Source organism: Streptomyces sp. NPDC042364, from assembly GCF_056437585.1.
Genome location: NZ_JBWKAJ010000001.1, coordinates 17,472 through 43,420, shown reverse-complemented (window position 1 = coordinate 43,420; position 25,949 = coordinate 17,472). Strand labels below are relative to the sequence as shown.

General features: G+C 73.0%; 23 protein-coding genes. 12 read left to right on the top strand and 11 right to left on the bottom strand.

Annotated features, from left to right (window positions below):
- The first annotated feature begins 204 nt into the window (after positions 1-204).
- Together AC067N_RS00205 and AC067N_RS00200 are read left to right on the top strand one after the other, a co-directional pair.
- Entirely contained in the window at positions 205-987 is a 783-nt protein-coding gene (locus AC067N_RS00205) for a MerR family transcriptional regulator (RefSeq protein WP_478676609.1), read from the top strand.
- The gene (locus AC067N_RS00200; protein WP_478676608.1) at positions 984-1,667 is read left to right on the top strand and encodes a hypothetical protein; all 684 of its coding nucleotides are present in this window, start codon (positions 984-986) and stop codon (positions 1,665-1,667) included. The genes AC067N_RS00205 and AC067N_RS00200 overlap by 4 nt, the downstream gene beginning before the upstream one ends.
- On the opposite strand, the gene AC067N_RS00195 is transcribed toward AC067N_RS00200, so the two are convergent.
- Positions 1,618-3,120, bottom strand: coding sequence for an RNB domain-containing ribonuclease (locus AC067N_RS00195; RefSeq protein ID WP_478676607.1), 1,503 nt, complete (start codon positions 3,118-3,120; stop codon positions 1,618-1,620). The two genes, AC067N_RS00200 and AC067N_RS00195, sit on opposite strands and share 50 nt — an antisense overlap.
- Before the next feature lie 127 nt (positions 3,121-3,247).
- Here AC067N_RS00195 and yaaA point away from each other — a divergent pair, with 127 nt between their 5' ends.
- Positions 3,248-4,030: a peroxide stress protein YaaA gene (gene yaaA, locus AC067N_RS00190; RefSeq protein WP_478676606.1), complete on the top strand. Its 783-nt coding sequence runs from the start codon at positions 3,248-3,250 to the stop codon at positions 4,028-4,030.
- An 84-nt stretch (positions 4,031-4,114) separates the two neighbouring features.
- Positions 4,115-4,741 carry a bifunctional 4-hydroxy-2-oxoglutarate aldolase/2-dehydro-3-deoxy-phosphogluconate aldolase gene (gene eda / locus AC067N_RS00185; RefSeq protein WP_478676605.1) on the top strand — a complete coding sequence of 209 codons (627 nt, stop codon included), beginning with the start codon at positions 4,115-4,117 and terminating at the stop codon, positions 4,739-4,741.
- A 51-nt stretch (positions 4,742-4,792) separates the two neighbouring features.
- On the opposite strand, the gene AC067N_RS00180 is transcribed toward eda, so the two are convergent.
- Genes AC067N_RS00180 through AC067N_RS00170 form a run of 3 tightly spaced genes read right to left on the bottom strand, consistent with a single transcriptional unit; the run spans position 4,793 to position 8,094 of the window.
- Positions 4,793-6,448 (bottom strand): bifunctional RNase H/acid phosphatase, encoded by a 1,656-nt coding sequence (locus tag AC067N_RS00180; protein ID WP_478676604.1) that lies wholly within the window; start codon positions 6,446-6,448, stop codon positions 4,793-4,795.
- A 30-nt stretch (positions 6,449-6,478) separates the two neighbouring features.
- Positions 6,479-7,222 (bottom strand): zinc ribbon domain-containing protein, encoded by a 744-nt coding sequence (locus AC067N_RS00175; RefSeq protein ID WP_478677160.1) that lies wholly within the window; start codon positions 7,220-7,222, stop codon positions 6,479-6,481.
- Positions 7,219-8,094, bottom strand: a complete 876-nt coding sequence (locus AC067N_RS00170) for a Nif3-like dinuclear metal center hexameric protein (protein ID WP_478676603.1) — start codon at positions 8,092-8,094, stop codon at positions 7,219-7,221. Before AC067N_RS00170 ends, AC067N_RS00175 begins: the two co-directional genes overlap by 4 nt.
- A 412-nt stretch (positions 8,095-8,506) precedes the next feature.
- Here AC067N_RS00170 and AC067N_RS00165 point away from each other — a divergent pair, with 412 nt between their 5' ends.
- Together AC067N_RS00165 and AC067N_RS00160 are read left to right on the top strand one after the other, a co-directional pair.
- Positions 8,507-10,033 carry a hypothetical protein gene (locus tag AC067N_RS00165; RefSeq protein WP_478676602.1) on the top strand — a complete coding sequence of 509 codons (1,527 nt, stop codon included), beginning with the start codon at positions 8,507-8,509 and terminating at the stop codon, positions 10,031-10,033.
- 143 nt (positions 10,034-10,176) lie between these two features.
- The gene (locus AC067N_RS00160; protein ID WP_478676601.1) at positions 10,177-10,338 is read left to right on the top strand and encodes a hypothetical protein; all 162 of its coding nucleotides are present in this window, start codon (positions 10,177-10,179) and stop codon (positions 10,336-10,338) included.
- Positions 10,339-10,503: 165 nt separating this feature from the next.
- On the opposite strand, the gene AC067N_RS00155 is transcribed toward AC067N_RS00160, so the two are convergent.
- The 3 genes from AC067N_RS00155 to AC067N_RS00145 all read right to left on the bottom strand — a co-directional run bounded on the left by AC067N_RS00155 (position 10,504) and on the right by AC067N_RS00145 (position 13,588).
- Complete coding sequence (locus AC067N_RS00155; protein WP_478676600.1) at positions 10,504-11,454, bottom strand: 3-oxoacyl-ACP reductase; 951 nt, start codon at positions 11,452-11,454, stop codon at positions 10,504-10,506.
- A gap of 103 nt (positions 11,455-11,557) precedes the next feature.
- Positions 11,558-12,634, bottom strand: a complete 1,077-nt coding sequence (locus tag AC067N_RS00150; protein ID WP_478676599.1) for a Zn-dependent alcohol dehydrogenase — start codon at positions 12,632-12,634, stop codon at positions 11,558-11,560.
- Between the two features lie 93 nt (positions 12,635-12,727).
- Positions 12,728-13,588: a MaoC/PaaZ C-terminal domain-containing protein gene (locus AC067N_RS00145; RefSeq protein ID WP_478676598.1), complete on the bottom strand. Its 861-nt coding sequence runs from the start codon at positions 13,586-13,588 to the stop codon at positions 12,728-12,730.
- Between the two features lie 531 nt (positions 13,589-14,119).
- Between AC067N_RS00145 and AC067N_RS00140 the strand changes: the two genes are divergently transcribed.
- On the top strand, positions 14,120-15,607 hold the full coding sequence (locus AC067N_RS00140; RefSeq protein ID WP_478676597.1) for an MFS transporter: 1,488 nt from the start codon (positions 14,120-14,122) through the stop codon (positions 15,605-15,607).
- A 147-nt stretch (positions 15,608-15,754) separates the two neighbouring features.
- Positions 15,755-16,405, top strand: coding sequence for a class I SAM-dependent methyltransferase (locus tag AC067N_RS00135; protein WP_478677159.1), 651 nt, complete (start codon positions 15,755-15,757; stop codon positions 16,403-16,405).
- Positions 16,406-16,427: 22 nt separating this feature from the next.
- Here AC067N_RS00135 and AC067N_RS00130 read toward each other — a convergent pair whose 3' ends face one another.
- The gene (locus tag AC067N_RS00130) at positions 16,428-18,548 is read right to left on the bottom strand and encodes a restriction endonuclease (RefSeq protein WP_478676596.1); all 2,121 of its coding nucleotides are present in this window, start codon (positions 18,546-18,548) and stop codon (positions 16,428-16,430) included.
- A 254-nt stretch (positions 18,549-18,802) separates the two neighbouring features.
- Between AC067N_RS00130 and AC067N_RS00125 the strand changes: the two genes are divergently transcribed.
- The 4 genes from AC067N_RS00125 (at position 18,803) to AC067N_RS00110 (ending at position 22,262) form a co-directional block, all read left to right on the top strand.
- Positions 18,803-19,798, top strand: a complete 996-nt coding sequence (locus tag AC067N_RS00125; RefSeq protein WP_478676595.1) for an N-acetylmuramoyl-L-alanine amidase — start codon at positions 18,803-18,805, stop codon at positions 19,796-19,798.
- A 172-nt stretch (positions 19,799-19,970) separates the two neighbouring features.
- A complete protein-coding gene (locus tag AC067N_RS00120; RefSeq protein WP_478676594.1) occupies positions 19,971-20,804 on the top strand; it encodes a hypothetical protein in 834 nt (277 codons plus the stop codon).
- Between the two features lie 124 nt (positions 20,805-20,928).
- Positions 20,929-21,939, top strand: coding sequence for an LLM class F420-dependent oxidoreductase (locus AC067N_RS00115; RefSeq protein ID WP_478676593.1), 1,011 nt, complete (start codon positions 20,929-20,931; stop codon positions 21,937-21,939).
- Between the two features lie 35 nt (positions 21,940-21,974).
- The gene (locus tag AC067N_RS00110) at positions 21,975-22,262 is read left to right on the top strand and encodes a hypothetical protein (protein WP_478676592.1); all 288 of its coding nucleotides are present in this window, start codon (positions 21,975-21,977) and stop codon (positions 22,260-22,262) included.
- 208 nt (positions 22,263-22,470) lie between these two features.
- On the opposite strand, the gene AC067N_RS00105 is transcribed toward AC067N_RS00110, so the two are convergent.
- The 3 genes from AC067N_RS00105 to AC067N_RS00095 are packed head-to-tail and all read right to left on the bottom strand — an operon-like array spanning position 22,471 to position 25,810.
- On the bottom strand, positions 22,471-23,574 hold the full coding sequence (locus AC067N_RS00105; protein ID WP_478676591.1) for a prenyltransferase: 1,104 nt from the start codon (positions 23,572-23,574) through the stop codon (positions 22,471-22,473).
- Entirely contained in the window at positions 23,571-24,341 is a 771-nt protein-coding gene (locus tag AC067N_RS00100) for a class I SAM-dependent methyltransferase (protein ID WP_478676590.1), read from the bottom strand. Before AC067N_RS00100 ends, AC067N_RS00105 begins: the two co-directional genes overlap by 4 nt.
- Positions 24,335-25,810, bottom strand: coding sequence for a glycosyltransferase family 4 protein (locus AC067N_RS00095; RefSeq protein ID WP_478676589.1), 1,476 nt, complete (start codon positions 25,808-25,810; stop codon positions 24,335-24,337). Before AC067N_RS00095 ends, AC067N_RS00100 begins: the two co-directional genes overlap by 7 nt.
- Positions 25,811-25,949 lie beyond the last annotated feature (139 nt).

The following is a 25,949-nucleotide window of genomic DNA, read 5'->3' as shown; positions in this document are numbered from 1 at the left end:
TCCATCCCCGCGGACCGGGTCCGTCCGTTCTTCGGAGGAGGTCCGCCGTGTCCAGGTGCGGTACCGGCGGCCCTCCTGGCCCGGAGATCAACGCTGTTCCCTCGAACGAGTCGGTGCGGTCGGGCAGCGTCCGGCTTCGACCGTCTGCGGCCCCCGCCCGGTGTCGCTTGACCCTGCCGCGACGTCAACGTTTCTACTGGTGTCATGCGGATCGGAGAGCTGGCCGCGGTCGTCGGGGTCACCACCCGGGCGGTGCGGCACTATCACCAGCTGGGGCTGTTGCCGGAGCCGGAGCGGCGGGCGAACGGCTACCGGGACTACACCTTGCGGCACGCGGTCGGGCTCGCGCGGATTCGGCGGCTGACGGAGCTGGGGCTCGGGCTCGCCGAGGTGCGGGACGTGCTCGCGGACGACGCGGGCCGTGAACTCGTCGAGGTGCTTCGCGAGCTGGACGAGGACCTGGCGCGGCAGGAGTCGGCGGTCCGGGAGCGGCGGGCCCGGTTGCGGGTCCTGATGGAGGACGCGCGGTGCGGGCGGCTGCCCGCGGGGGGTCCCCTCTCGCCGGAACTCGCCGATCTCTTCGGCACGTTCGGGCCCATGGCGTCCGAGTCCCCCATGGCCGCCAAGGACCGCGAGGTGTTCGCGCTCCTGGAGACGACCGCGACACCCGAGGTTCGGGCCGGGCTGCTGGCCGGGCTGGAGGCCATGATGGCGGCGCCCGGCGCGGCCGAGCGGGCACACCGGGCCTACGCGCTGCTCGACGACCTCGCCGACGCCGGCCTCGAGGACCCGCGTGTGGACGAGGCGGCCCGCCTGCTCGCCGATCTCATCCCCGCCGACATGATCTCCCGGGACGTCGACCTCGACGTGGCCGACGACGCGGGCGGGGGCAGCGGCTTCCTGCGGGCCTTCTACGCCGACTTCGCACCCGCCCAGGCGGAGGCCGTCCGCCGCACGTTCCGGATACTCACGGAGGAGCGCCGATGACCGCGCCGCGGACACCGAACGCCTTGACCAGTGCCCACCGGATCGGCCGGGCCCTCGTCCGTCATGAACTCCTGCTGCTGACCTGCCTGTTCCGCTGGGTGGTCCGTCGGCCGCAGGGGACCGGGGAGGGGCGGGCCTTCGGGTACGCGCGCGGGCAGGGCGCGATGATGCTCGGCTTCGGGTTCGTGTGCGTCGTCGAGACGGTGACCATGTCGGTTCTCCTGCGCGAACACCCCCTGGCGCACCGGGTCTTCCTCGTCCTCGACCTCTACACGATCCTGATCGTCGCCGGGCTGCACGCCGCCTCGGTGACCCGTCCCCACGTCCTCACCGGCACGGCGCTGCGGCTGCGCCGCTTCGCCTCCGTGGACCTTCGCGTCCCGCTCGCCGCCGTCGCCTCGGTCCGCCGTGAGCTGTGCCTGACGCACGGGAAGAGGGACGGGGAGTTGAGTCTGGAGGCCGGTTCGCAGACCACCGTCACCCTCGAACTCTCGCATGAGGTCGAGTACCTGACCTTCTTCGGGCGGCCCAGGGCGGTACGGCTCGTGCGGTTCCACGCGGACGAGGCCGATCTGCTCGTGCGGGAGATCGGGCAGGAGATCGAGCGGCTCCGTCAGGCCCGGGCGGGGTTCACGCCGGTACGAAGCGGACCTTCGCCGCTCCCGGCTCGGCCTGTGTGAGCCGTACGCGCAGCCGTTCTCCCAGGGGCAGCGGCCGGCCGGGCCGTCCGACGATGCGGCCGATCACCGCCGGGGATTCCAACTGGACGGTTCCCGTCTCGTGTTCGCCCGCATCCGCCGCCCGCTCCTCCACGTCCACCACCCATCCCTCGAAGACCTCCCCGACCCGGCCCCTGAGCAGCGCGGCCTCGACGAGGTCCACGCACTCGCGCTCCACGCGGCCCGCCAGACGGCTGCCCCCGGACATCTCGTCGGGGAGGGTGCCGAGGGCGGCCAGGACCCACTCGGGGGCCGGGGTGCCGGAGGCGGCGGCGAGGCAGAGTTCCGAGGTGTAGCGGTCCACGAGACGGCGCAGTGGTGCCGTGCAGTGGGCGTAGGGGGCGGCGACGGCGGAGTGCGTGGTGATGTCGGGGAGGGTGCCGTCGCGGAAGACCGTGTAGTGCGCGCCGCGCAGCAGGGTCGTGCATTCCTGGAGGAAGGCGGCGTGGCGGGGGTCGTGCGGGTCGAGGGAACGGACCAGGTGCGCGTACGAGACGTGGTGCGGCCAGTCGATGCGCAGCGCCTTCGCGGTGCGGCGCAGACGGCCGACGGCGCCGTCCGGCGCGGCGGGCAGGGTGCGCAAGATGCCGGTGCCGTGGCTGAGCATCAGCTCGGCGGCGGCCATACCGGTGAGCAGGGAGATCTGGGCGTTCCAGCCGTCGGCGGGGAGGGGCGCGCGGTAGGCGAGTTCGAGTTCGTACGCGCCGTCGGCGCCCCGGCCGTCGGGGTCGTCCCGCTCGACGATCTGCTGTTCGGGGACGTTGAGGGAGACGCCGCCGCGTTCCACTTCGAGGCGCTCGCGGAGGTGTCCGACCTCCCTGAGCAGGGCGAGGGGTTCCTCGGCGGTGCCCGCGTCGATCTCCTTCTGCACGGACGCGTAGTCGAGCTTGGCGCGGCTGCGGACGAGGGCGCGGCGGACGTCGACGCTCTCGGTACGGCCGTCGGCGTCGAGGTCCAGGGTCCACAGCACCGCCGGCCGGGTGTGGTCGGGGAGGAGGCTGGCGGCGCCCTCGGAGAGGCAGGCGGGGTGGAGGGGGACCTTGCCGTCGGGGAAGTACAGGGTCGTCACGCGGCGGTGGGCCTCCGCGTCGAGCGCGGTCCCGGGGGTGACGAACGCGGCGGCGTCGGCGATGGCGTAGCGGACCCGGTAGCCCCGGCGGCCGTCGGCGCCCGGCCGGCGGGACAGGTGCATCGCCTGGTCGAGGTCGGTGGAGGCGGGCGGGTCGATGGTGAAGAGGGGGATGTCGGTGGCGTCGTACGAGGGCAGGCGGGGCGACTTCGCGGCGTGCTCCGCCTCGACGAGGACCTGGAGCGGGAAGGCGTCGGGCACGCCGAGTTCACCGCGCAGTGCGCGCAGGGCCGCCCGGAGGGGTGCCTCGGGGGCGCCCAGGACGCGGAGGTGGCGGCGGGGCATGCGTCGAGCCTAGGGCGGGGCGGGCTCGGGGGCACCCCGACGGCGGTCCTGCGCGGGCCGACCGGGTCGTCAGGGGCCCGGTCCGCACCCCGTACGCTGTCGCGGAGCCCTATCCGAAGGAGTACCCGTGCTCGTCCTGCTGCCCCCGTCCGAAGGAAAGGCCCCCTCAGCGGGTGGCGCTCCGCTGAAGCTGGAGTCCCTTTCCCTCCCGGCGCTCACCGAGGCGCGGGAGGCCGTGCTCGGTGAACTGGTCGAGCTGTGCGCGGGCGACGAGGACAAGGCCCGCGAGGTGCTCGGCCTGAGCGAGGGACTGCGCGGCGAGGTCGCGAAGAACGCGGAGCTGCGGACGGCGGGGGCGCGCCCGGCCGGCCAGATCTACACGGGCGTGCTGTACGACGCGCTCGACCTGTCCTCCCTCGACACCGCCGCGAAGCAGCGGGCCGCGCGTTCGCTGCTGGTCTTCTCGGGGCTGTGGGGCGCCGTCCGGGTCACGGACCGCATCCCCTCGTACCGCTGCTCGATGGGTGTGAAGCTGCCCGGCGTCGGGGCGCTCGGCACGCACTGGCGGACGGCGATGGCGTCGGCGCTGCCCGAGGCGGCCGGTGACGGGCTCGTCCTCGATCTGCGGTCCTCCGCGTACGCCTCCGCGTGGAAGCCGAAGGGCGAGGTCGCCGGGCGGACGGCGACCGTACGGGTGCTGCACGCGCCGACCCGGAAGGTCGTCAGCCACTTCAACAAGGCCACCAAGGGCCGCATCGTACGCAGTCTGCTGTCGGCGGGTGCCGCGCCCAAGGGCCCGGCGCAGCTGGTGGAGGCGCTGCGGGACCTCGGGTACGTGGTGGAGGTGGAGCCGCCGGCGGGGGCGGGCAGGGCGTGGACGCTGGATGTGCTGGTGACGGAGGTGCACTGACCCCGGCGGGGCTCGGCGACTTGCCGCATTGCAGCATGCGCAACGGTCTTTGCGCATGCTGTTGCTGCCGGGCACGATGAGGGCATGACCCCGCCGTCCGTGCTGGACCTCGCCCCCGTGGTCCCTGTCGTCGTCATCGAGGACGCCGCCGATGCCGTGCCGCTCGCGCGGGCGCTGGTCGCCGGAGGGCTGCCGGTGATCGAGGTGACGCTGCGGACGGCGGCGGGGCTCGACGCGATCCGGGCGATCGCCGGGGCGGTGCCCGACGCGGTGGTCGGGGCGGGCACGGTCGTCACGGCGGAGCAGGTGACGGAGGCGGTGCGGGCGGGCGCGCGCTTTCTGGTGAGCCCCGGTTGGACGGAGGTGCTGCTGGCGGCGATGCAGGCGTCCGGGGTGCCGTTCCTGCCGGGGGTGTCGACCACGTCGGAGGTCGTCGCACTGCTGGAGCGCGGGGTGCGGGAGATGAAGTTCTTCCCGGCGCAGGCGGCGGGCGGTACGGCGTATCTGAGGTCGCTCGCGGGACCGTTGCCGCGTGCCCGGTTCTGCCCCACGGGTGGGATCGGGCCGGACGAAGCGCCCGAGTACCTCTCCCTCCCCAACGTCGGCTGTGTCGGCGGGACCTGGATGCTCCCGGCGGACGCGATCGCCGCGCGGGACTGGGGGCGGGTCGAGGCGCTGGCCCGTCGGGCGGCGGCCCTGCGCGGAGCTTGAGCGACCGTGACCGGTCCGGCGCGGCGATCGCGTGATCCCAACGGCCGCCGGTCAGCGCAGATGTGACGTGTCGTTGAGGAGGCGGAGGGTGGCGTTGCCGTCGGCGTAGTACGCCAGGGCCGTCAGGGAGGCCGCCGAGAGTTCCATGCGGAACAGGGACTCGGGGGGTGCGCCGAGGGCCAGGCGGACCAGGGTCTTGATCGGGGTGACATGGCTGACGAGCAGGACCGTACGGCCCCGGTGTGCCGCGACCAGTTGGTCGCGGGTGGCGGCGACGCGGTGGGCCACGGCCTCGAAGCTCTCGCCGCCGCCGGTGGGTTCGGCGTCCGGCGAGGCCAGCCAGGCGTTCATGTCGTCGGGGTAGCGCTCCCGCACCTCGCCGAAGGTGAGCCCCTCCCAGGCGCCGAAGTCCGTCTCCCGCAGCCCGTCCTCGATCGTCACCCCGAGTCCTAGCCGGGCCGCGACGATCTCCGCCGTCTCCCGGCAGCGGGCGAGCGGCGACGACACGACCTGCTGGATCGTCCCGCGCGCCGCCAGCGCGGCGGCGACCCGTTCCGCCTGGTAGCGGCCGATGTCGGAGAGGGACGGGTCGGAACCGCCGCTCCCCGAGAACCGCTTCTGGGGCGTCAGGGGCGTCTCCCCGTGCCGCAGCAGCACGAAGGTCGCGGGAGTACCGAGATCGGGGGCGGCGGAGGCGACGTTCCTCGCGGCGCGGAGGTCGGCGTCGACGTTCCGCCTCACGGCGGGGGTGCCGGCGGCGGCGTTCCTGGCGGCACGGGTGTCGGCGGCGGCATCCCGCGCGGCAACCGCGTCGGCCGCGCCCCCGGCGTCGATTTCGGCACCGGGCCCGACCTCGGCACCGGCACCGACCATGGCACCGGTCGCCGTCGTGGTCCCGGTCTCGGCCTCGGTTCCGGTCTCGGCCTCGGCGACGGCTCCGGTCGCCGTCGTGGTCCCGGTCCCGGTCCCGGTCCCGGTCTCGGCCTCGGTCCCGGTCTCGGCCTCGGCGACGGCTCCGACCTCCGCTTCGGCACCGGTACCGGCTTCACCCCCGGCCGACCCGGCCCCGGCGGCGGCCCGGGCCCCGACGGAAGCCGTCCTGGCTCCCCCGCCGCTCGCGACGCCGGTCTCCCCCCGGGCACCCGCCAGCGCCGCCCTGGCCCTCGCCGCGCCCGCCGCGGCGTCCCCGGGCGGACCCGACGGCTCGGGGACGGCGCCCGCGCCCGAGGCGGCGGCCCCGGTCCGGGTCGCCCGGGTGTCCAGGTCAGCCGTCGACGTGGACGGCGACCACCGCTCGCCCCGCTTCCCGGCGTCCATCGCCTCGTTGGCGAGCCGGTCGGCGTGCTTGTTCCGGTCCCGCGGGATCCACTCGTACGTGACCTGGCCGGGCGGGAAGACCCGCGCGGCCTCGGCGGCGAGGGGCTTCATGTCGGGGTGCTTGATCTTCCAGCGGCCCGACATCTGCTCCACGACGAGCTTGGAGTCCATGCGGACGCGGACCGTTGCCGCCGGGTCCAGCTCGTACGCCGCCCTCAGGCCGGCGATGAGGCCCCGGTACTCGGCGACGTTGTTCGTGGCGACACCGATGTACTCGGCGGCCTCCACCAGCGGCTCACCGGTCGCCGCGTCGAGGACGACCGAACCGTAGCCCGCGGGTCCCGGGTTGCCCCGGGAACCCCCGTCGGCCTCGACGATGAACTCCCGCACCACATCAGCCTCTTGGTCTGTCCGCCCGCCCTACAGACCCGACTCCGCCGTGCGCACCAGGATCCGGCGGCAGTTCTCGCAGCGGACCACCGTGTCGGGAGCGGCCTTGCGGATCTCGCTCAGCTCGGTGATCGCCAGCTCCTGGCGGCAGCCCTGGCAGGTGCGCTGGTACAGCTTGGCCGCACCGATGCCGCCCTGCTGCTCACGGAGCTTGTCGTAGAGCTTGAGGAGGTCGGCGGGCACGGACGCGGCGATGACCTCGCGTTCCTTGGTCACCGAGGCGACCTCGCCGTCGATCTCCTCGAAGGCCGCGTCCCGGCGGGCGGTCGTGTCGTCGATCCTGCCCTGGACGGCGCCGACCCGCTCCGTCAGCTCGGCGACCCGCTCCTGCGCGGACTCCCGGCGCTCCATGACCTCCAGGACGATGTCCTCCAGGTCTCCCTGCCGCTTGGCGAGGGAGGCGATCTCACGCTGGAGGTTCTCCAGGTCCTTCGGGGAGCTGACCGCGCCCGAGTCCAGGCGCTGCTGGTCACGGGCGGCACGCTGGCGCACCTGGTCCACGTCCTGCTCGGCCTTGGTCTGCTCCCGGGCGGTGTCGCTCTCCTCGGTCTGCGCGGCGACGAGGAGGTCGCGCAGCTGGGTGAGGTCCTTGGTCAGCGACTCGATCTCGGCGTGCTCGGGCAGCGACCTCCGCTTGTGCGCGAGCTGCTGGAGGCGCACGTCGAGGGCCTGGACGTCGAGGAGTCGGATCTGGTCGGCGGGCGCGGCGTTCAGTTGGGGGCTCCCAGGTTCTCGGTGGCGGTGGTGGACGCCGCGTGGGCGGTCCAGGGGTCGGTGACCGTCTTCGAGACGTGGACCCGCAGGTCCCATCCCTTCCGGTCGGAGATCTCGTCGAGCTGTGCGGCGGCCAGCTCGCACCAGGGCCATTCGGTGGCCCAGTGCGCCGCGTCGAGCAGCGCGAGGGGGGTCGCCGCGGCTTCCGTCGTACGGGCGACGGCCTCGGAGGCGGGGTGGTGACGCAGGTCCGCGGTGAGGAAGGCGTCGACACCGGCCGCGCGCACGTCGTCGAAGAGGCTGTCGCCCGAGCCGCCGCTGACGGCGACCGTGCGGACCAGCGCCTCGGGATCGCCGGCGACCCGGATGCCCTGCGCGGTGGCGGGCAGCCGCTCGGCGGCCCGCGCGGCCAGCTCCCGTACGGTCAGCGGGTGGTCCAGCTCGCAGACGCGGCCGAGACCGCGCCGCCCGGCGGGGTCGGAGGGGTCCGGCACGAGGGGTCGTACGACCCGCAGGTCCAGCGCCCCGGCGAGGGCGTCGCTGACCCCGGGGTCCGCGGTGTCCGCGTTGGTGTGGGCGACGTGCAGGGCGATGTCGTTCTTGATGAGGGTGTGCACGACGCGGCCCTTGAAGGTGGACGCCGCCACCGTCGTCGTACCGCGCAGATACAGCGGATGGTGGGTGACCAGCAGGTCCGCCCCCAGCTTCACCGCTTCCTCGACGATCTCCCGCACCGGGTCGACGGCGAACAGGACCCGGGTGACCTCCTGGTCGGGGTCGCCGCAGACCGTGCCGACCGCGTCCCACCCCTCGGCCCTCTCGGGCGGCCAGAGAGCGTCGAGCTCGGCGATGACTTCAGACAGACGGGGCACGCACAAAGGCTACCTGCACCACTGGCGTCCCCGACCGGCCACGGGTCACTTGACCAGCCGCCCCGACGCCCGGCCTCGGCTGCCGCCGCTCCCGTGGCCGTCGTTCCCGACCTCCCGTGGCCGTCGTTCCCGACCTCCCGTGGCCGTCGCTCCGGACCTCCGGCCCGCCGCTCCGGACCTCCCGCCGGGCGACGGCGGCCACCTCCACCGGGCCGGTGATCGCCTTCCCGCGGGCCGGTGGGCCCCCTCACCCCTGGTGACCGCCCACGCCGCTCGACGCCTCCGGCAGCACATCCCTCGCCGTTCCCTCAGGTGAATCGCAGGGCTTGCACCCTTATGTGTGAAGGGGAAGCCCGGTTGCCCCACGCCTGTGCGTGCGAAAACTAGCTTCATGGCCGGAGGTGATCGAACGATGACGGCCTGTGCATCCCCATCCCCCGCGACGGGCCACGGGAACGCGACGGGACAGGGGCACGACGAGAGCGAGGAAGGCGGCCCCGGCGACGGGAAGAAACGGTCCTCGTCGCCGCCCGGCTGCGTGATCACCGCGGACGGGAGCTACGCGGCACGCCTCGCCCTCGCCGGTGACGCGTCCTGGTTCCCCGAGCGCTGGACCCTGGACGGCCCCGAGCCGTACGCCGTACCGCTGCCCGCGAGCCAGCCCGAGGAACCCGGCACCGAGGTCCTCCCCCTGACGGACGGCCGTGTCCTCATCCACCGACGGGCGGGCGAACGGCATCTGTTCTCACTCCTCTACCCGACCGGACCGGGCACCGGCGAACTGCTCCTCGGCGCGGTCGACTGCGGGGATACCGCCACCGAGCTGCGGCTGCTGCCCCCCGCTCCATGCGGGGAGTGGGCGTACGCCCTCGCCGTGGGCCGGAGCTCCACGGTGGTGTGGCTGGTGGCGGGCGGAGCGTTCGGGCCGGAGCGGGTGGCCGAGGTACCGGGGCGGTGTTCGGGCGGGGTCTGGCTGGACGCGGCCGGCCGGCTGCTCGCCCTGGACCGGGAGTGGGACGGCCGCACGAAGACGGTCGTGGTGGACCTGGAGCGGGACGGGGAGGTCTCGCCCCTCCTCCAGATCGCGGACGACAGCAACGACCGGCTGCTGCTGGCCGATACCGACAGCGGGCTGCTGCTGATCAGTTCGGACGCGCCCTCGCCCGGCCACGACCGGCTGGGCTGGGGCGTGCTGGGCAGCACCCTGCCGGTCCGCTTCCCGGAGTGCCTGCGGGCCCCCGACGGCCACCGTATGACCCCCTTCGCCATCCAGCCGGGCCAGATCCTGACCCCGGAGCGCTGCGCGGTCGCGCTGCGCGTGGACGGTGCCCGGGGCAGCTGGGTCGGTCTGTGGCGCCCCGCCTCCCGCCACGTCTACCATCTGCCGTCCCCCGAGGGGTGGTTGACGGGGGCAGGACTGTGGACGAGGGACGGAGTGCTGCAACTGCCCTATGCCACAGGGGTGGTGCGGTGCGGACTGGCTCGGGTGGGCGTGCCCTGGAGGGAGGAGCCGGAAGCCCGCGAACCGGCCCCCGAGGATGCTCGGGGAGTCGGTCCGGCGGACGAGGGGGCCCCGCCGGGTGTGCGCGGAGTGCCCGACGAGCCGGGCGAGACCACTGATTCCGGTGCGCCGGGTACGCCAGATGTGCCTGGTGTGCCAGGTGTGCCTGCGCCAGGTGTGCCTGTGCCAGGTGTGCCTGTGCCTGGCGTGCCTGTGCCTGGCGTGCCTGTGCCTGGCGTGCCTGTGCCTGGCGTGCCGTATGAGGTGCTTGAGCCGGTCGTGCCGGTTGTACCGGATGGGGTGGGGGCCATGGGCGTCTCGGGGCTCCCGCCCGCGCCCGAGGCCGTGGCGGCGGGCGGGCCTGCCCTCACCCGGCCCGTGCCGCTGCAACAGGCTCCGCTGGAAGGGCGGGTGAGCGAAGAGCTGACCGTCGGGTGACGTGCTCGCGCCGGGCCCTTACAGGTTTCGGCCATGGCGGCGCGACGGAGGCCGACACGCCTTCAGGCGCCTTCGGATCGTGGGCCGAAGCCCGTTAAACTCACCCGCCTGTAAGAAGATCATGCCGACGGGGAACACATTCCATGAGCGACGCGCACACCACTCAGCCGCCCACTGCCGACCACCACGAGGTGGACGGCCACGGCAGGCACCGGGGCCAGATCTCGGCCCACGACGCCGAGGCGACGCCTCGCGGGCGTCACCGCAAGCCGGTCGAGCAGGCGGAGACGACGACGGCCGCCTGAACTGCGGCACACGTCATCTGCGATCGGTCCGGACAGCCGATCTGAAGAAACGTCAATCCGGTACCGGACCGCTCATCACCGCGATACCCGGCCCCGCCCCGTCACCGACGGGGCGGGGCCGTGGCCGTTCCGCCGCGCCTGTGCCCCGCGGCCGGGCAGGGCGGGTCAGCCGACTCCGTCCCGCTTCCTGAGCCCCAGCACCTCCGTCGCCGCGAAGGTCTCCCCCTGGGGGCGGTCCGCGTAGTACGGCGTGAGCAGGCCGTCCAGTTCGTCGTAGGTGAACGTGTCCTGCTTGGTGTCGAACTGCGCCTGCACACGCGGCCGTTCGACGACGGCCACCATGCCGCCGTGGACGACGAGCAGCTGCCCGTTGATGTGTCCGGCGACGGGTGAGGCCAAGTAACCGACGAGCGGCGCGACATGCTCGGGGGCGAGCGGGTCGGGGCCCCGCTCGGGGCGGGCGAGGCCCGCGAACACGTCCTCCGTCATCCGGGTCCGCGCCCGGGGGCAGATCACGTTCGCCGTGACGCCGTACCGGCCGAGCGCCTGGGCCGAGGACGTGGTCAGTCCGACGATCCCGCCTTTCGCCGCCGCGTAGTTGGGCTGGCCGGCCGAGCCGGCGAGGAACGCCTCGGACGAGGTGTTCACGATCCGCCCGTACACCGGCTCACCCGCGGCCTTCGCCCTCGTACGCCAGTGCGCGGACGCGAAGCGGATCGTGTTGAAGTGGCCCTTGAGGTGGACCCGGATCACCGAGTCCCACTCGTCCTCGGACATCGAGAAGACCATCCGGTCGCGCAGGATGCCCGCGTTGTTGACCAGGATGTCCAGCTTTCCGAACTCCCCGATCGCCGACTCGACCAGCTCCCGCGCCTGGTGGTGGTCGGAGACGTCACCGCTGTGGGCCAGGGCGCGGCCGCCCGCGGCCCGGATCTCCGCCGCCACCTCCTCGGCGGGCCCGGTGGACGCGCCCCCGGTGCCGTCCCGGCCCGGCTGTCCGTAGTCGTTGACGACGACGGCCGCGCCGAGCCGGGCGAGCTCCAGCGCCTCGGCCCGGCCGAGGCCCCGGCCCGCGCCGGTGACGATCGCCGACAGTCCCTCCAGTGGCAATGACATGGGCATCCTTGAAGTCGTCGGAGTCCGTCCAGGCCGGCAGCGGCACCCGGGCCGTGCTCGGCCTCCGGAGTCCGCTTCGGAGTCGTCCGTGGCGCCGGGGACGTCAGACCTCTATGCAGGTCCGCAGCGCCGCTCCGGTGCGCATCTGGTCGAGTGCCTCGTTGATGTCCGCGAGGGGCACCCGGTGGGTGATCAGGCCCTCCAGGTCGATCCGGCCGGCCCGCCACAGGGCGATGGCCCGCTCGTAGGAGCGCAGGACGTCGCCGCCGCCGTACATGGAGGGCAGGATGCGCTTCTCGTCGAAGAACAGCTCGAACATGCTGAGCTGGAGGAAGTCGTCCATGGCGCCCGCGCCGACGACGACCAGGGTGCCGCCGCGCCGGGTGTTCTCGTAGGCGGTGCGGGCGGTGGCCGAGCGGCCCACGACCTCGAAGACGTAGTCGAAGCCCTCGCCTCCGGTGACGGACTGCTTGGCGTCGGCCAGCTCCTCCGGGGAGACGGCCTTGGTGGCGCCGAACCTGAGGGCCGCGTCGCGGCGTGAGACCACCGGGTCCACGGCGACGATCTCGGCGGCGCCCTTGAGCCGGGCGCCCTGGATCGCCGAGATGCCGACGCCGCCGCACCCGATGACGGCGACCGAGGAACCGGCCTCCACGTCGGCGGTGTTGAGGGCCGCGCCGAGACCGGTGGTGACCCCGCAGCCGATGAGAGCGGCGACGTCGAACGGCACGTCGTCGGGGATCGGCACGGCGCACCCGGCGTCGACGACGACCTCCTCGGCGAAGGTGCCGGTGCCCGCGAAGCCGAAGACGTCACCGGTGGGCCGCTTGAAGTTGGGGGTGCCCGCGTTGAGGAACCCGGCGAGGCACAGCTGGGTCTGGCCGCGCTTGCAGGCCGGACAGCTGCCGCAGGCCGGCAGCCAGCAGACGACGACCCGGTCGCCGGGCTTCAGGCCGCTCACGCCCTCCCCCACGTCGAGGATCTCCCCGGCGCCTTCGTGTCCGGGGACGAAGGGCCCCGGCTGCGGCAGCACCCCGGCCATCGCGGACAGGTCCGAGTGGCACAGGCCCGTGGCCCGCACCCGGATCCTCACCTTGCCCGGCCCGAAGCCCGCCGCCTCGACGTCGTCGAGCACCTCCAGCTTGTCCTGGCCGATCTCGTGCAGTACGGCTGCGCGCATGGTGCGGCTCCCCTCAGGAGTACCGGCCGGCAGTAACCCGTCAGGAGTACTGAACCTGTCCGGCGTACATGACCTACGGTTGCGCTGAACTGCTCATTCGTGCTCGACCAGGGTGTCCGCCAGCACCGGAGCGTCGTCCCGGTCGGCGGCGCTGACCGCCACCCGGACCGAGCGGTCGTCCGGCCGCCACATCCGGATGCGGAGGGTCTCGCCCGGGAGGACGACTCCCGCGAAGCGGGTGCCGTAGGAGCGGACCCGGGCGACCTCCCCGTCGAGCAGCGTGTCCACCACGGCCTTGAGCGTGATCCCGTAGGTGCACAGACCGTGCAGGATCGGGCGGTCGAACCCGGCGCGGGCGGCGAACTCCGGGTCGGCGTGCAGCGGGTTCCAGTCGCCGGAGAGGCGGTAGAGCAGCGCCTGGTCCTCGCGTACGACGCGCTCGACCTCCTTGTCGGGGGCGGTCGTCGGTGACTCCTGACGGGCGGACGGGCCGCGCTCGCCGCCCCAGCCGCCCTCGCCCCGGACGAAGATCTGGGCCTCGTTCGTCCACAGCGGGCCCTCGGTGTCGGCCACGTCGGTGCGCATGACCAGGACGGCGGCCTTGCCCTTGTCGTACACCGCCGCCACCCGGGAGGTCGCGGTCGCGCGGCCCTCGACGGGGATGGGCCGGTGCAGTGCGACGCGCTGGCCGCCGTGCAGGACCTTGGCGAGGTCGACGTCCACGCCCGGGACGTTCAGGCCGCCGATGACATCCGGTGAGCCGGCGCCCGCGACGGTGGCGAAGCTCGGCAGGACGTGCAGCCGGGACTCCAGGGTGTAGCGCAGCTCGTCCGGATCGGTCGCGGGGGTGCCGGCGCCGATGCCGAGGTGGTAGAGCAGGACGTCCTTGCGGGTCCAGGTGATCCCGGCGGAGCGGGGCTCGGCCGCGAGGGCCCTGGCTGCGTCGATGGGCATGGGGCTCCTGTTCTCGGAAGAACCTCGGAACCTCGGCACGACCGTCCGCACCAGCGGCCGCGCCGAGGTCGTCACAGGGGTCCGGAACCCGCCCTTCTAGAACGCGTTCCAGTCCGGCGACCCTCTGTATAGCCGAGGCACGTGCACTTGTGAAGACTCCTGACACTGTGTCAGATGAGGATCGGAAGCCGCCTCGGATGCGGGCACCCGGCGCCGGGCGCCCACCCCCGCGGGCCACCCGGCGACCACGCCCGCCCCGAAACCCACACCGGCCCCGACACCGGCCCGACCCCCGGGCCGCCGCGACGCGACCCCGCCATCCCCCCACCGCGCCCACCTCCACCGCACCGCACCCCACGCCGGACGAGTCTCGGGCGCGCCGCCGCGGACATCGCCCCTCCCGGCCTGACGGGCGATCACATTCCCATGAGCAGGTCAAGATTTCGTTAGCCACTCAAACCATCGGAATAGTTGCCCAGGTCGACGAGGTTCAGCCGTCACGCACCTTCGTCCGGCCAGGAGGCCCGCTCCATGACGCATCCGCACACACCAGCCGCACACGAGCCCACCCGGAGAACGAACGGCGGGATCGTCCCCGTGCTGGCCTTCGCGGGCATCGTGGTCGCGGTGATGCAGACCCTGCTGGTCCCGGTGATCAAGGACCTCCCCCAGCTCCTCGACACCACCCCCGGCAATGCCACCTGGGTCCTGACCTCCACCCTTCTCTCGGGCGCCGTGGCCACCCCGATCATGGGCCGTCTCGGCGACCTCCACGGCAAGCGCCGGATGCTGCTCGCCAGCCTGGCGGTGATGGTGGTCGGCGCGCTGATCAGCGGATTCACCAGCGCCCTGATCCCGATGATCGTGGGCCGTACCCTCCAGGGCTTCGCCATGGGCGCGATCCCGCTGGGCATCGGCCTGATGCGCGACGAGCTGCCGCGCGAACGCCTCGGCTCGGCGATGGCCCTGATGAGCTCGTCCATAGGCGTGGGCGGCGGACTCGCCCTGCCGCTCGCCGCGGCCGTCGCCCAGAACGCCGACTGGCACGTCCTCTTCTTCGGTGCGGCCGGCCTCGGCGTCCTCTCGATCGTCCTCACCCTCGTCGCCGTGCCCGAGACGAAGACGCGCGCCGAGGGCACCTTCGACCTCCTCGGTGCGCTCGGCCTCTCCCTCGGCCTGGTCCTCTTCCTCCTGCCCATCACCAAGGGCAGCGACTGGGGCTGGACCTCCGTGACCACGCTCGGACTGTTCGCCGCGTCGGCTCTGGTGCTGATGCTGTGGGGCGTCCTGGAACTGCGCATCGCCGCGCCCCTGGTGGACCTGCGCACGACCGCCCGTCGCGAGGTGCTCCTCACCAACCTCGCCTCGATCATGGTCGGCGTCTCCTTCTACGTCGTCTCCCTCGTTCTGCCCCAGCTCCTCCAGCTGCCCACGTCCACCGGCTACGGCCTCGGCCGGTCGATGGTCGTCGCGGGCCTGTGCGTGGCACCGCTCGGTCTGACGATGATGTTCACCGCGCCGGTCTACGCCCGGCTGTCCGCCAAATACGGGCCCAAGTACACCCTCATCCTCGGTCTGGTGATCATCGCGGTCGGCTACGGCGCGGGCCTCGGGCTGATGAGCGCCGCCTGGCAGACCGTGGTGGTGTCGGTGGTCCTCGGCACGGGTATCGGCCTCGCCTACTCCTCGCTTCCCGCGCTGATCGTCGGCGCCGTCGACCCCTCCGAGACGGGTGCCGCGAACGGTCTCAACACCCTCATGCGCTCCATCGGCACATCGGTGTCGAGCGCCGTCGTCGGCATGGTCCTCGCCAGCACCGCGAACCACGTCGGCGGTGTCGCGGTCCCCACCATGCACGGCTTCCGGGTCTCGTTCCTGATCGCCACCGCCGCGGTCGCCGTCGGCATCCTCGTCGCCGTGTTGCTCCCCGGCCGCCGTCCCGTGAACGGCCCGACCCTCCGGGCGAGCAGCGCGGAGGACACGGCAGGCGTCGAACGCCCGGTCGAGCGGGTGTCCTGACACCGTCCGGGGGACGGGTGTCCTGACGACGCCGACCGGCCGCATGGCAGCATGGAGCGCCTCCGGGGACGTACGGCCATGAGGCCCCGTACCGCACCCGGCCAGGCACCCGCCGACGCATACGACCACACCACCACGGAGGACCCCATGCCCGCGGCCCCCAAGCCGGAGATCCTCGCCGCGTTCGAGTCGGCCAAGGGGTTCATGCCCGTGGGCGAGGGGCTGGCCCTGTACGCGGCGGCCGTCGAGGCGGGGCGCCTCGGGCTCCCGCTGCTGGAGGTCGGCACGTACTGCGGCCGCTCGACGATCCTCCTCGCGGACGCGGCGCGTGAGGCGGGCGTCCCGGCGATCACGGTCGACCACCACCGGGGCAGCGAGGAGCAGCAGCCGGGCTGGGAGTACCACGACCCGGAGACCGTCGACCCCGAGATCGGCCTGATGGACACCTTGCCGGCCTTCCGCCGCACGCTGCACCGAGCGGGCCTGGAGGAGCACGTGATCGCGCTGGTGGGCCGCTCCCCGCAGGTGGCGAAGGTCTGGAACTCCCCCCTGGCCCTCGTCTTCGTCGACGGCGGCCACACCGACGAGCACGCCACCGCCGACTACGAGGGCTGGGCCCCGCATGTCGCCGAGGGCGGCCTCCTCGTCATCCACGACGTCTTCCCCGACCCGGCCGACGAGTTCACCGGCCAGGCCCCGTACCGCGTCTACCTGCGGGCCCTCGCCTCCGGCGCGTTCACGGAGGTGTCGGCGACGGACTCACTGCGGGTGCTGCGGCGCACGGCGGCCGGTATCTGACGCGGCCCCCTCCCGACCCTGCCTACGCGACCTCGATCCCGTAGTCCTGGACCAGTTCCTCCAGGCCCCCGCGGTAGCCCTTGCCGCCGAGGACGAAGTCCCAGTCGCCGTTGGCGCGGCGGCGGAAGGAGCCGAGGACCAGGGCGGTCTCGCCCTGGCGGCCGTCGGAGACGTCGAGCCGGCCCTGCTCGGTGCGGGACGGGTCCAGGAGCCGGATGCGGGCGTCGGTGAAGCCGGACAGGTCGGCTTCCGGGTTGACGGCGGGGTCGATCGCCGCCACGAGGACGAGCCGGTCGGCCTCGGCGGGCAGCGCGTCGAAGGAGACCTGGATCGCGGCCTTGTCCGGTGCCACCGGGGGGAGCGCGCGGACCGTGCCGTCGGGGGTGCGCAGGTTGTTGTAGAAGACGAAGTGGTCGTCGCTGAGCACCCGGTTGCCGTGGCAGACGAGCGCGCAGACGTCCAGGGCGACGGTGCCGCTCCACCCCATGCCCAGCACGCTGAAGGCGTCCGTGGGCCCCGTGGGCTCGCCGGTGCCGGGGCTTGTGGCCATGGCCTGCCGGGGGTCCTGCGCAGTCCGCTGGGCGGGGACGGCGCGCTCGCCCGTGCCCAGGCGCCCGCGCAGGCCGTGCCGGTGGAGCAGGTCGACGAGTTCGCTTCCGGAGACCAGTTCGAGCGGCTTGCCGTTGGCGAAGGTGTGCGAGCCGGGTCCGAACCTGGACGTCGTCACCAGGACGCCCTTGTTGGCGCCCGCGTGCTGGACGGTGCCGTAGAGGTCCCGGACGGCCGTCGGGGGGACGGTGTTGCGGTAGCGCTTGACCTGGACGACGATCTTGCCGCCGCGGATCGGGGTCGGGTCGAGGGCGTCGACGTCCACACCGCCGTCGTTGGAGCGCTGGGTGGTGACCGCCTGCATCCCCATGGCCTGGAAGAGTTCGGCGACCAGCTCCTCGAAGGCGACCGGGTCCATCTCCAGCAGATCGGGGTCCTCGTCGCCGCCGTGGGTGACGACACCGTTGCCGACGTCGGCGGGCCGGCGGCCCGGCCGTACGGCGGTGCGCTGGTCCGGCTTGGCGGACAGCTGCCCGCGGAGCCCGTCGAGCAGACAGTCGACGGCGCTGACCTGCTCCAGGTGCAGCCCCGTGAACACCGCACGCGGTGCCACGACGCTCGCGAGGACGATCTGCGCGCGCCGGCCGGTCGCCGGGTCGTGGTCGTCGACGAACCCGTTCAGCGTGACCGCCTCCAGGGCGCCGAACTCGTCGGCCGCGAAGAGGTCGTGCAGCACGAGCAGGACGCACTGGGCGAGGACGTCCCGGTAGAGGGCGCGCCGCTGGGTGACGGGTCGGGCGGTCTCCTTGTCCTGGTCGGCGTTGTACAAATAGCGCACGGACTTCGTCTCGGGGACGACGTCGAAGCGGGGCAGCTCCCAGTCGAGGACGAGTTCGCGGGCGGCCGCGTCGTAGGCGGCGGAGACCTGGCGGGGGAAGCCCTCGGGCCAGGCGGCGGAGGCGTAGAGCGCCGCGGAGAAGTACTCGACGGCGGCCTCCGGGTCGCTGCCGTCCCGCAGGGCCGTCGTCATCTCGGCGACGCCCGCGTTGTGCCGGCGGATGTCGGCCAGCTGTCCGTCGGCCCACTGCTGGTACTGCCGCTGGTACTGGGCGAGTTGACGCTGCCGCTGAGCCTCCGCCGCCTGGGCCGCGTGCCAGTCCTGCTCGAACCGGTCCCTGGCCTCGGCCTGCGCCTGGGCCCGCCGGCCGGCGGTCCAGCCGCCCTGGGCCTGGTAGTGAGCGGGGTCCGGCATGGGCACCGGGTGGGCGAGCACGCCCGGAGCGAAGGGTTCCAGCTGTTCGGGGCGGGTGAGGGAGGCGGCGCGGAACGCCGGGGCCCGGCAGCCGGCGGCCAGCAGCCCCTGGAGGGCGGCGACCTGCGCGTCCAGTTCCTCGGTGCGCCTGCGGGCCTCCGCCTCACGCCGCTGCCGGTAGGCCTGCTGCTGCTCGCGGTGGCTGCGGGCCACCTCCCGCTGGTACGCGCGCTGCTGCCGCTCGTACTCCCGTTGCTGCCTGGCCCGCGCCTCCATCTGACGCTGCTGCTGGCGCTGTGCCTCGGCCCAGACCCCGACCAACCCGTTGGAGCGACGACTCATCCGTTACAGGCCCTCCCCCCAGGGCTCCTGCCACCGCCCGGCCGAGCCCTGCCCCCACGACAAGCAGTAATTGGCCGACTCTACCGTGCGACCGCCTGTACGCCCATCCGCTGGTCACACCCCTGCCGGGGCGCCGGGCCCGCAGGGGCGGCGGCAGCGGCAGCGGCGGCAGCAGGGGACGGACCACGGCGGTACGGCATCGGGTACGGCGCCGGGCAGCCGTCACCGGCGGCCCGCCCCGTATGGTGGCAGGCGTGTCGTACGTAGGACCGGACTTCGAGCCGCCCCAGCCCCGCCGTTCACCTCTGCGCCGTCCGCTGACCGTGGCCGTCGCCGCCGTCGTGGTGGGGTCGGTGGCCGGGTGGGGGGTGTGGCAGGCCGTCGGTGACCCGGGCGGAGGGAACGACGGGTCGAACCGGGCGGCCCCGCAGGGCGAGCCGGAAACCGCTCCCCCGGCGTCGCCGACGCCCTCCGCCGAGCCGGCCCCTTCGAAGGACGGCGACGGCAAGGACGGCAAGGAAGGGGGCGACGGCGGGAAAGCCAGCCCCACGCCCTCCTCGGGAGCCGCCGCCGACGGTCCCCTGAAGGGCAAGGTCGTCGTCATCGACCCCGGCCACAACACGGCGAACTTCCGGCACACCGCCGAGATCAACCGCAAGGTGGACATCGGCACCGGGATGAAGGAGTGCGACACCACGGGGACGTCGACCAACGACGGTTACACGGAGGCCAGGTTCACGCTGGACGTCTCGCGACGGATCCGGACGCTGCTCGAACGGCAGGGCGCGACCGTGAAGTTCACGCAGGACGGCGACCGCGAGTGGGGTCCCTGCATCGACGAGCGGGCCCGCATCGGCAACGAGGCGGAGGCCGACGCGGTGGTGTCGATCCACGCGGACGGCTCAGGCGCCGGCAACCGCGGCTTCCACGTCATCCTTCCGGGCGCCGTGAACGAGGGCGCCGCCGACACCCGCCCCATCGTCGGTCCTTCCCGCGACCTCGGGGAGCGCATCGCCGGGAAGTTCGTCCGCGAGACGGGCAGCGCGCCCTCCAACTACGTGGGCGCAGGTACCGGTCTCGTCACACGTCAGGACCTGGGCGGTCTCAATCTGTCAACGGTCCCCAAGGTGTTCATCGAGTGCGGCAATATGCGCGATAGCAAGGACGCGGCACTGTTGACCAGTGGCACATGGCGGCAGAAGGCCGCGCAGGGGATCTCTGAGGGAATCGTGAGTTTCCTGCGCGGGTAGGGGAAGGGTCGTGATCATCGTGGCAATCCCGACGTACGGCTACGTCGGGCGGACGATATGGTCGTCCCTACGATGAGGGGCCACCCCCGCGCTTCCCACCGGAGCCTGACGGCGACATGGTGAACAGCGACGCCTCCACACCGATGACGAGACGACTGACGAAGGACCTGAAGTGAATATCCGCTCCCTCACCAGAGGCGACGGCGTCGTGATCGGAGCAGCGGTATTGCTGTTCATCGCGTCGTTCCTCGAGAACTACTCGTACGACGGGGTTCCCGACAGCATCGACATGCCCAACCTCTGGGAGAGCGGGCCCATCCTGCTCAGCGTCGTCCTGGCGGGCATCTTCGGCGCCGCGTTCATCGTCATCGCCCGTGGGCTGCCGCAGGCTCCGAAGATCGCCGGTATCGACCTCGGCCACTTCGGTATCGCCTTCACGGTCTTCGCCGCGTGGAGCGCGCTCGGGAACATCTTCGACCCGGGCGGCGGCGTGGACAACGTCAACGACGCCAACGGCCCCGACGCCGGCACCGGCCTCATCCTCGCCCTCATCGCGACCCTGGTCATGGCCGCCGCGGCCATCGCCACCCCCCTCGTCCCCGCGCTCAAGGCCGCCCTCGTCGGCGCCCCTCGGCCCGCCGCCCCGCAGCCCTACGGCGCCCAGCCTCCGGGGGGTTACGGCTACCCGGGTGCCGGTGCGCAGGCGCCGTACGGTGCGAGCCAGCCGCAGCCGGGCCAGCCGGGCGCGCCGTTCGGTGGCCAGCCGCCGCAGCAGCAGGCCCCGGCCCCGCAGCAGGCGGCGGCGAGCGACTTCTCGCCGTTCTGGTTCGCCGTGCCGGTGGCGCGTCCGCTGTTCGCCGAGGACGGCTCGCAGTCGACGATCGCCGAACTGGCGCCGGGCACCTGGTACCTGGCGGTCGAGCAGCGCGGCGCCAACCTGGTCGCCCAGACGCAGGACGGCCGTCGCGGTGTCCTCCAGGACACCACCGGCATCCAGCGCGGCTGAGCGCGGCACCGCGCCCCTCGCCGTACGACCGGCCCCTCGCTCTTCCGAGCGGGGGGCCGTTGTCGTACAGTCGCCCTCCTCACCGACAGAACTGACGAACCGTCAACCGTCAGGAGGCGGGCGCATGCGGCTCGGTCTGGCACTCGGGTACTGGGGGCGCGGTCCGTCGGCGGACCATGTGCCGCTCGCCCAGGAGGCGGAGCGGCTCGGGTACGACTCGGTGTGGACCGCCGAGTCCTGGGGGTCGGACGCGTTCACGCCGCTCACCTGGATCGCGGCGCGCACGTCGCGGATCAAACTGGGCACGGCGGTCGCGCAGATGGCGGCCAGGTCGCCGACGGCGACCGCGATGCACGCGCTCACCCTCGACCATCTCTCCGGGGGGCGGATGCTCCTCGGACTGGGGCTGTCCGGTCCGCAGGTCGTGGAGGGCTGGTACGGGCGGCCGTTCCCGAGTTCACCCTTGACCGCGACACGGGAGTATGTCGACGTCGTACGCCAAGTGCTGAGGCGGGAGGCGCCCGTCGAGCTCGACGGACGCTTCCACGCGCTGCCGTACGGCGGTCCGGACGGCACGGGCGTGGGCAGGCCGCTGAAGTCCATCACCCATCCCCTCCGCTCCGATCTGCCCGTCCTGCTGGGCGCCGAAGGGCCGAAGAACATCGCGCAGACCACCCGGATCGCGGACGGCTGGCTGCCGTTGTACTGGTCGCCGACGCGGACGGACGTCTACGAGGCGTCGCTGACCGGTCTGCCCGAGGGGTTCCTCGTCGCGCCCATGGCGCGGGCGCAGCTCTGCGACGACGTCAGCGAGGGGCTGCTGCCGGTGAAGGTCATGCTCGGCTTCTACATCGGCGGGATGGGGCACGCGAAGCGCAACTTCCACGCCGACCTCATGGCGCGCATGGGGTACGAGGAGGAGGCCCGGCGGATACAGGCGCTGTTCCTCGACGGCCGTCGTGAGGAGGCCGTGCTCGCGGTGCCGGACGCGTTCGCCGACGAGATCTCGTTGGTGGGGCCGAGGGAGCGGATCGCCGAGCGGCTGGAGGCGTGGCGGAAGGGGCCGGTGACGGATCTGCTCGTGGTGGCACCGGACCGGCCGACGCTGCGGGTGCTGGCCGAGCTCAACTCATAGGGTTTCGGCCAGGTGTTACGGGCAACCCGTCAAGCATGTCTCGATATAGCGGCTCCAACCAGGCGGGCCGGGTCATCGCGATCGTCGCGGACGTGATGGCCTTCATTCTCGGCCTGTGGATCCTGATGTACCTGCTGGGTGCGAACGGCGGAAACGACTTCGTGCAGTTCGTCCATGACGCGGCCCGCTGGCTCGCCGGCTGGTCCCACGACCTGTTCACCTTCGACGAGCAGTGGGCGCGGGTCGTCGCCGGCTACGGCCTGGCCGCGGTGGTCTACCTGCTCGTGGGCCACGCCATCGCGAACCGCATGCACCGCCACTAGCGCTTCGCGGAGCGGGCCGCCCGGTCGGAGGTCGGGTGGTCGCGGCTTCCGGGGGCTGCGGGTGGGTCGTGGTCGCTCGCGCAGTTCCCCGCGCCCCTGAACACCCCCGGGCCCGGCCCGTGTTCTTCAGGGGCGCGGGGCAGGGACACATGCGGCGCGGCCGCGTGGGCGCGACCAGCGCCCACTCACCCGCGGCCGCTTCACGGCCTCAAGCCCCCTGCCCGGACGGCGGAGCGCAGCACTCCGAGTCGTCGAAGTCGTCCAGGCCCCGCGGCAGCCGCTCCCCGCCGAACACCGCGCATGTCGCCTCGTGGCCGCCCAGCGCGGCCACGGCGAGGAGCAGGGACCCCGCGGTCCAGGAGGTCAGTTCCTCGGGCCAGACGGCCTGGTCCTCGAAGACGTAGCCCGTCCAGTAGAGACCGGTGGCGGGGTCGCGCAGGTGCTGGATGGACTGGAGGATCTCCAGGGACCGGTCGGACTCGCCCATCGCCCAGAGCGCGAGGGCGAGTTCGGCGGACTCGCCGCCCGTCACCCACGGGTTGGGGACGACGCACCGGACGCCGAAGCCGGGGACGACGAAACGGTCCCAGCCCTCCTCGATACGGGACTTGGCCTCCGTACCGGTCAACGCGCCGCCCAGCACCGGGTAGTACCAGTCCATCGAGTAGCGGTCCTTGTCGAGGAACCGCTCGGGGTGGCGGCGTATCGCGTGCCGCAGCGCGCCGACGGCCAACTCCCAGTCCGGCTGCGGCTCTTCGCGCTGCTCGGCGATGGCGAGCGCGCAGCGCAGCGCTTGGTGGATGGAGGAGGAGCCGGTCAGCAGGGCGTCGGTCACGGGCGTGCCGTCGTCCTCGCGCTTCCAGCCGATCTGGCCGCCGGGCTGCTGGAGCCGCAGGACGTACTCGATCGCCGCGTGGACGGTCGGCCAGACGCGGTCGAGGAAGGTGTCGTCGCCGGTGGCCAGGTAGTGGTGCCAGACGCCGACGGCTATGTACGCGACGAAGTTGGTCTCACGGCCCCGGTCGGTGATGTCGTCGGCGTCGCCGTCGGCGTACGCGGCGTACCAGGAGCCGTCCGCGTTCTGGTGCCGGCGCAGCCACTCGTAGGCGCGCTCGGCGGCGTCGTGCTCACCGGCCGCGTCGAGGGCCATGGCGGCCTCGACGTGGTCCCAGGGGTCCAGGTGATGTCCGCGGAACCAGGGGATCGCGCCGTCCTCCCGCTGCACCGCGAGGATCCCGCGGACGGTGGCGGCGGCCTGCTCGGCGGTGAGGACCCCGGGCAGGACCAGGTGTTCTGTCCGGGGCGTGGTCACTTGGCGGCCGCCCCGGCCTCGGTCCCGGCGGCGCCGCCGTCGGCGATCCGCGGCAGGTGCGGCTTCGTCGCGTACACCACGAAGCTCTTGCCGATCAGCGGGTTGAGCGCCTGCTCGGCGACCCGGGTGGCCAGGGGCTTCTTCATGATGTCCCAGACCAGCAGCTTGTGGTACGCGCGGACCGGCAGCGCCTTGTCGTTGTCGACGCCGAACGCGCACTTCAGCCACCAGTACGGCGAGTGCAGGGCGTGGGCGTGGTGGGTGCCGTACGGCTTGAGGCCGGCCTCGCGGACCTTGCCGAGGAGTTCGTCCGCCTTGTAGATGCGGATGTGACCGCCCTCGACCTCGTGGTACGCGTCGGAGAGCGTCCAGCAGACCTTCTCGGGGCCGTAGCGCGGGACGGTGATCGCGATGCGGCCGCCGGGCCTGAGCACCCGGACCATCTCGGCGAGCACGCCCTTGTCGTCGGGGATGTGCTCCATGACCTCGGAGATGATGACGACGTCGAAGGACTCGTCGGGGAAGGGCAGGGCGAGGGCGTCGCCCTCCATCGCCGTGGCGGTCGCGCCTTCGGGGGCTTCGCCGGCCTCCTTCATCGCCGCGAACCACTTGGCGACCTCGCGGATCTCGTCGCCGTTCTGGTCGAGGGCGACGACCTGGGCGCCGCGCCGGTAGCACTCGAAGGCGTGCCGGCCCGCTCCACAGCCGAGATCCAGGACGCGGTCCCCCGGGGCGAGCGGGAACCGGGAGAAATCGACGGTCAGCACGTGGCCCTGCTTTCGCGGTCGGCGCTTTCGCGGTTTGCTTCAACTGCTTCTTCGACGGCCTCGCCGGCGTCGACGGCTCGGTCGGCGGTGCGGTCCGCCGCCGGTACGGCGCGGGCGGCGGTGCTCACGGCGGCCCCCGCCGGGCGCCCCTCGGCGCGGGCGATCGCCTCGCGGTAGTGGGCGACCGTGCCCTCGGCGGCCTTGGCCCAGGTGAACCGGCGCAGCACCCGTTCGCGGCCCGCGTGGCCGAGGCGGGCCCGCAGGTCGGGGTCGCCGAGCAGCCGGTTCAGCCCGGCGGCCAGGGCGCCGGCGTCGCCCGTGGGGACCGCGAGGCACGTCTCGCCGTCGGGTCCGGCGACTTCCGGTATGGCGCCGCCGGTGGTGGCGACCAGGGGTGTGCCGGTGGCCATGGCCTCGGCGGCGGGGAGCGAGAAGCCCTCGTACAGGGAGGGCACGCAGGCGACCTCGGCGGAGCGGACCAGGTCGACCAGCTCGGCGTCGGAGATGCCCTTGACGAACTCGACGGCGCCTTCGAGGCCGTACCGCTCCACGGCCTGGGCGACGGGGCCCTCGGTGGGCCGTTTGCCGACGACGACCAGGTGGGCCGCGGGGTGCTCGGTGCGGACTTTCGCCAGTGCCTCCACCAGGAAGACGAGGCCCTTCAGGGGCACGTCGGCGCTGGAGGTGGTGACGATCCGGCCGGGTATCCGCGCCACCGAGGGATCGGGCGAGAAGAGGTCGGTGTCGGCGCCGATGTGGACGACGTGGATGCGGTCGCCCCGTACGCCGAGGTGGTCGACGATCTCCTGGCGGGAGGTGCCGGAGACGGTGAGCACGCTCGGCAGCCGGCGCGCGACGCGCTTCTGCATACGGGTGAAGGCGTACCAGCGGCGTACCGACGTGCGGCGCTGCCAGCCCTCGGCGGCGTCCAGCTCCAGCTGCCGGTCGACGGTGATGGGGTGGTGGATGGTGGTGACGAGGGGCGCGCCGACATCGCCCAGCAGGCCGTAGCCGAGGGTCTGGTTGTCGTGGACGACGTCGAACTCGCCGCGCCGGGCGCGCAGATGGCGGCGGGCGCGGAGGGAGAACGTCAGGGGCTCGGGGAAGCCGCCGGTCCACATGGTCGCCACTTCGAGCGCGTCGATCCAGTCGCGGTACTCGTCGCGCTTCGGGGTGCGGAAGGGGTCGGGCTGCCGGTAGAGGTCGAGGCTGGGCAGCTCGGTGAGGGAGAGCCCGCCCGGTCCGGCGTCGGGAACCGCGTCCTCGTCGAGGACGGGGTAGGGCTGGGAGCCGATGACCTCCACCCGGTGGCCGAGGCGGGCGAGTTCGCGCGAGAGGTGCCGTACGTACACGCCCTGGCCCCCGCAGAACGGGTTCCCTTTATAGGTGAGGAGCGCGATGTCGAGCGGTCGGCCGCCGTCGGCGGCGGGGCTTGCCCGATGCCCCGCCTCACTGGCCTCAGCGGTCACTCTCGGCCCCCTTCTGCCTGTGTTGTCCGGTGAGATTACGTCGGGACGGTAATGTAGAACAAGTTACAGACTTGATCGTTCAAGGAGCACTGAATCTACCGGCAGGTAGGGCCGCGGTGAGCGGAGGATCAGGTGATTC

Excerpts from the sequence above, each read along its gene's own strand:
- AC067N_RS00165 (WP_478676602.1), top strand. The coding sequence starts at position 8,507 with ATGACGGCCTGTGCATCCCCATCCCCCGCGACGGGCCACGGGAACGCG.
- AC067N_RS00140 (WP_478676597.1), top strand. The coding sequence starts at position 14,120 with ATGACGCATCCGCACACACCAGCCGCACACGAGCCCACCCGGAGAACG.
- AC067N_RS00205 (WP_478676609.1), top strand. The coding sequence starts at position 205 with ATGCGGATCGGAGAGCTGGCCGCGGTCGTCGGGGTCACCACCCGGGCG.
- AC067N_RS00110 (WP_478676592.1), top strand. The coding sequence starts at position 21,975 with ATGTCTCGATATAGCGGCTCCAACCAGGCGGGCCGGGTCATCGCGATC.
- AC067N_RS00130 (WP_478676596.1), bottom strand. The coding sequence starts at position 18,548 with ATGAGTCGTCGCTCCAACGGGTTGGTCGGGGTCTGGGCCGAGGCACAG.
- AC067N_RS00160 (WP_478676601.1), top strand. The coding sequence starts at position 10,177 with ATGAGCGACGCGCACACCACTCAGCCGCCCACTGCCGACCACCACGAG.
- eda (WP_478676605.1), top strand. The coding sequence starts at position 4,115 with ATGACCCCGCCGTCCGTGCTGGACCTCGCCCCCGTGGTCCCTGTCGTC.
- AC067N_RS00195 (WP_478676607.1), bottom strand. The coding sequence starts at position 3,120 with ATGCCCCGCCGCCACCTCCGCGTCCTGGGCGCCCCCGAGGCACCCCTC.
- AC067N_RS00145 (WP_478676598.1), bottom strand. The coding sequence starts at position 13,588 with ATGCCCATCGACGCAGCCAGGGCCCTCGCGGCCGAGCCCCGCTCCGCC.
- AC067N_RS00150 (WP_478676599.1), bottom strand. The coding sequence starts at position 12,634 with ATGCGCGCAGCCGTACTGCACGAGATCGGCCAGGACAAGCTGGAGGTG.
- AC067N_RS00155 (WP_478676600.1), bottom strand. The coding sequence starts at position 11,454 with ATGTCATTGCCACTGGAGGGACTGTCGGCGATCGTCACCGGCGCGGGC.
- AC067N_RS00135 (WP_478677159.1), top strand. The coding sequence starts at position 15,755 with ATGCCCGCGGCCCCCAAGCCGGAGATCCTCGCCGCGTTCGAGTCGGCC.
- AC067N_RS00200 (WP_478676608.1), top strand. The coding sequence starts at position 984 with ATGACCGCGCCGCGGACACCGAACGCCTTGACCAGTGCCCACCGGATC.
- AC067N_RS00115 (WP_478676593.1), top strand. The coding sequence starts at position 20,929 with ATGCGGCTCGGTCTGGCACTCGGGTACTGGGGGCGCGGTCCGTCGGCG.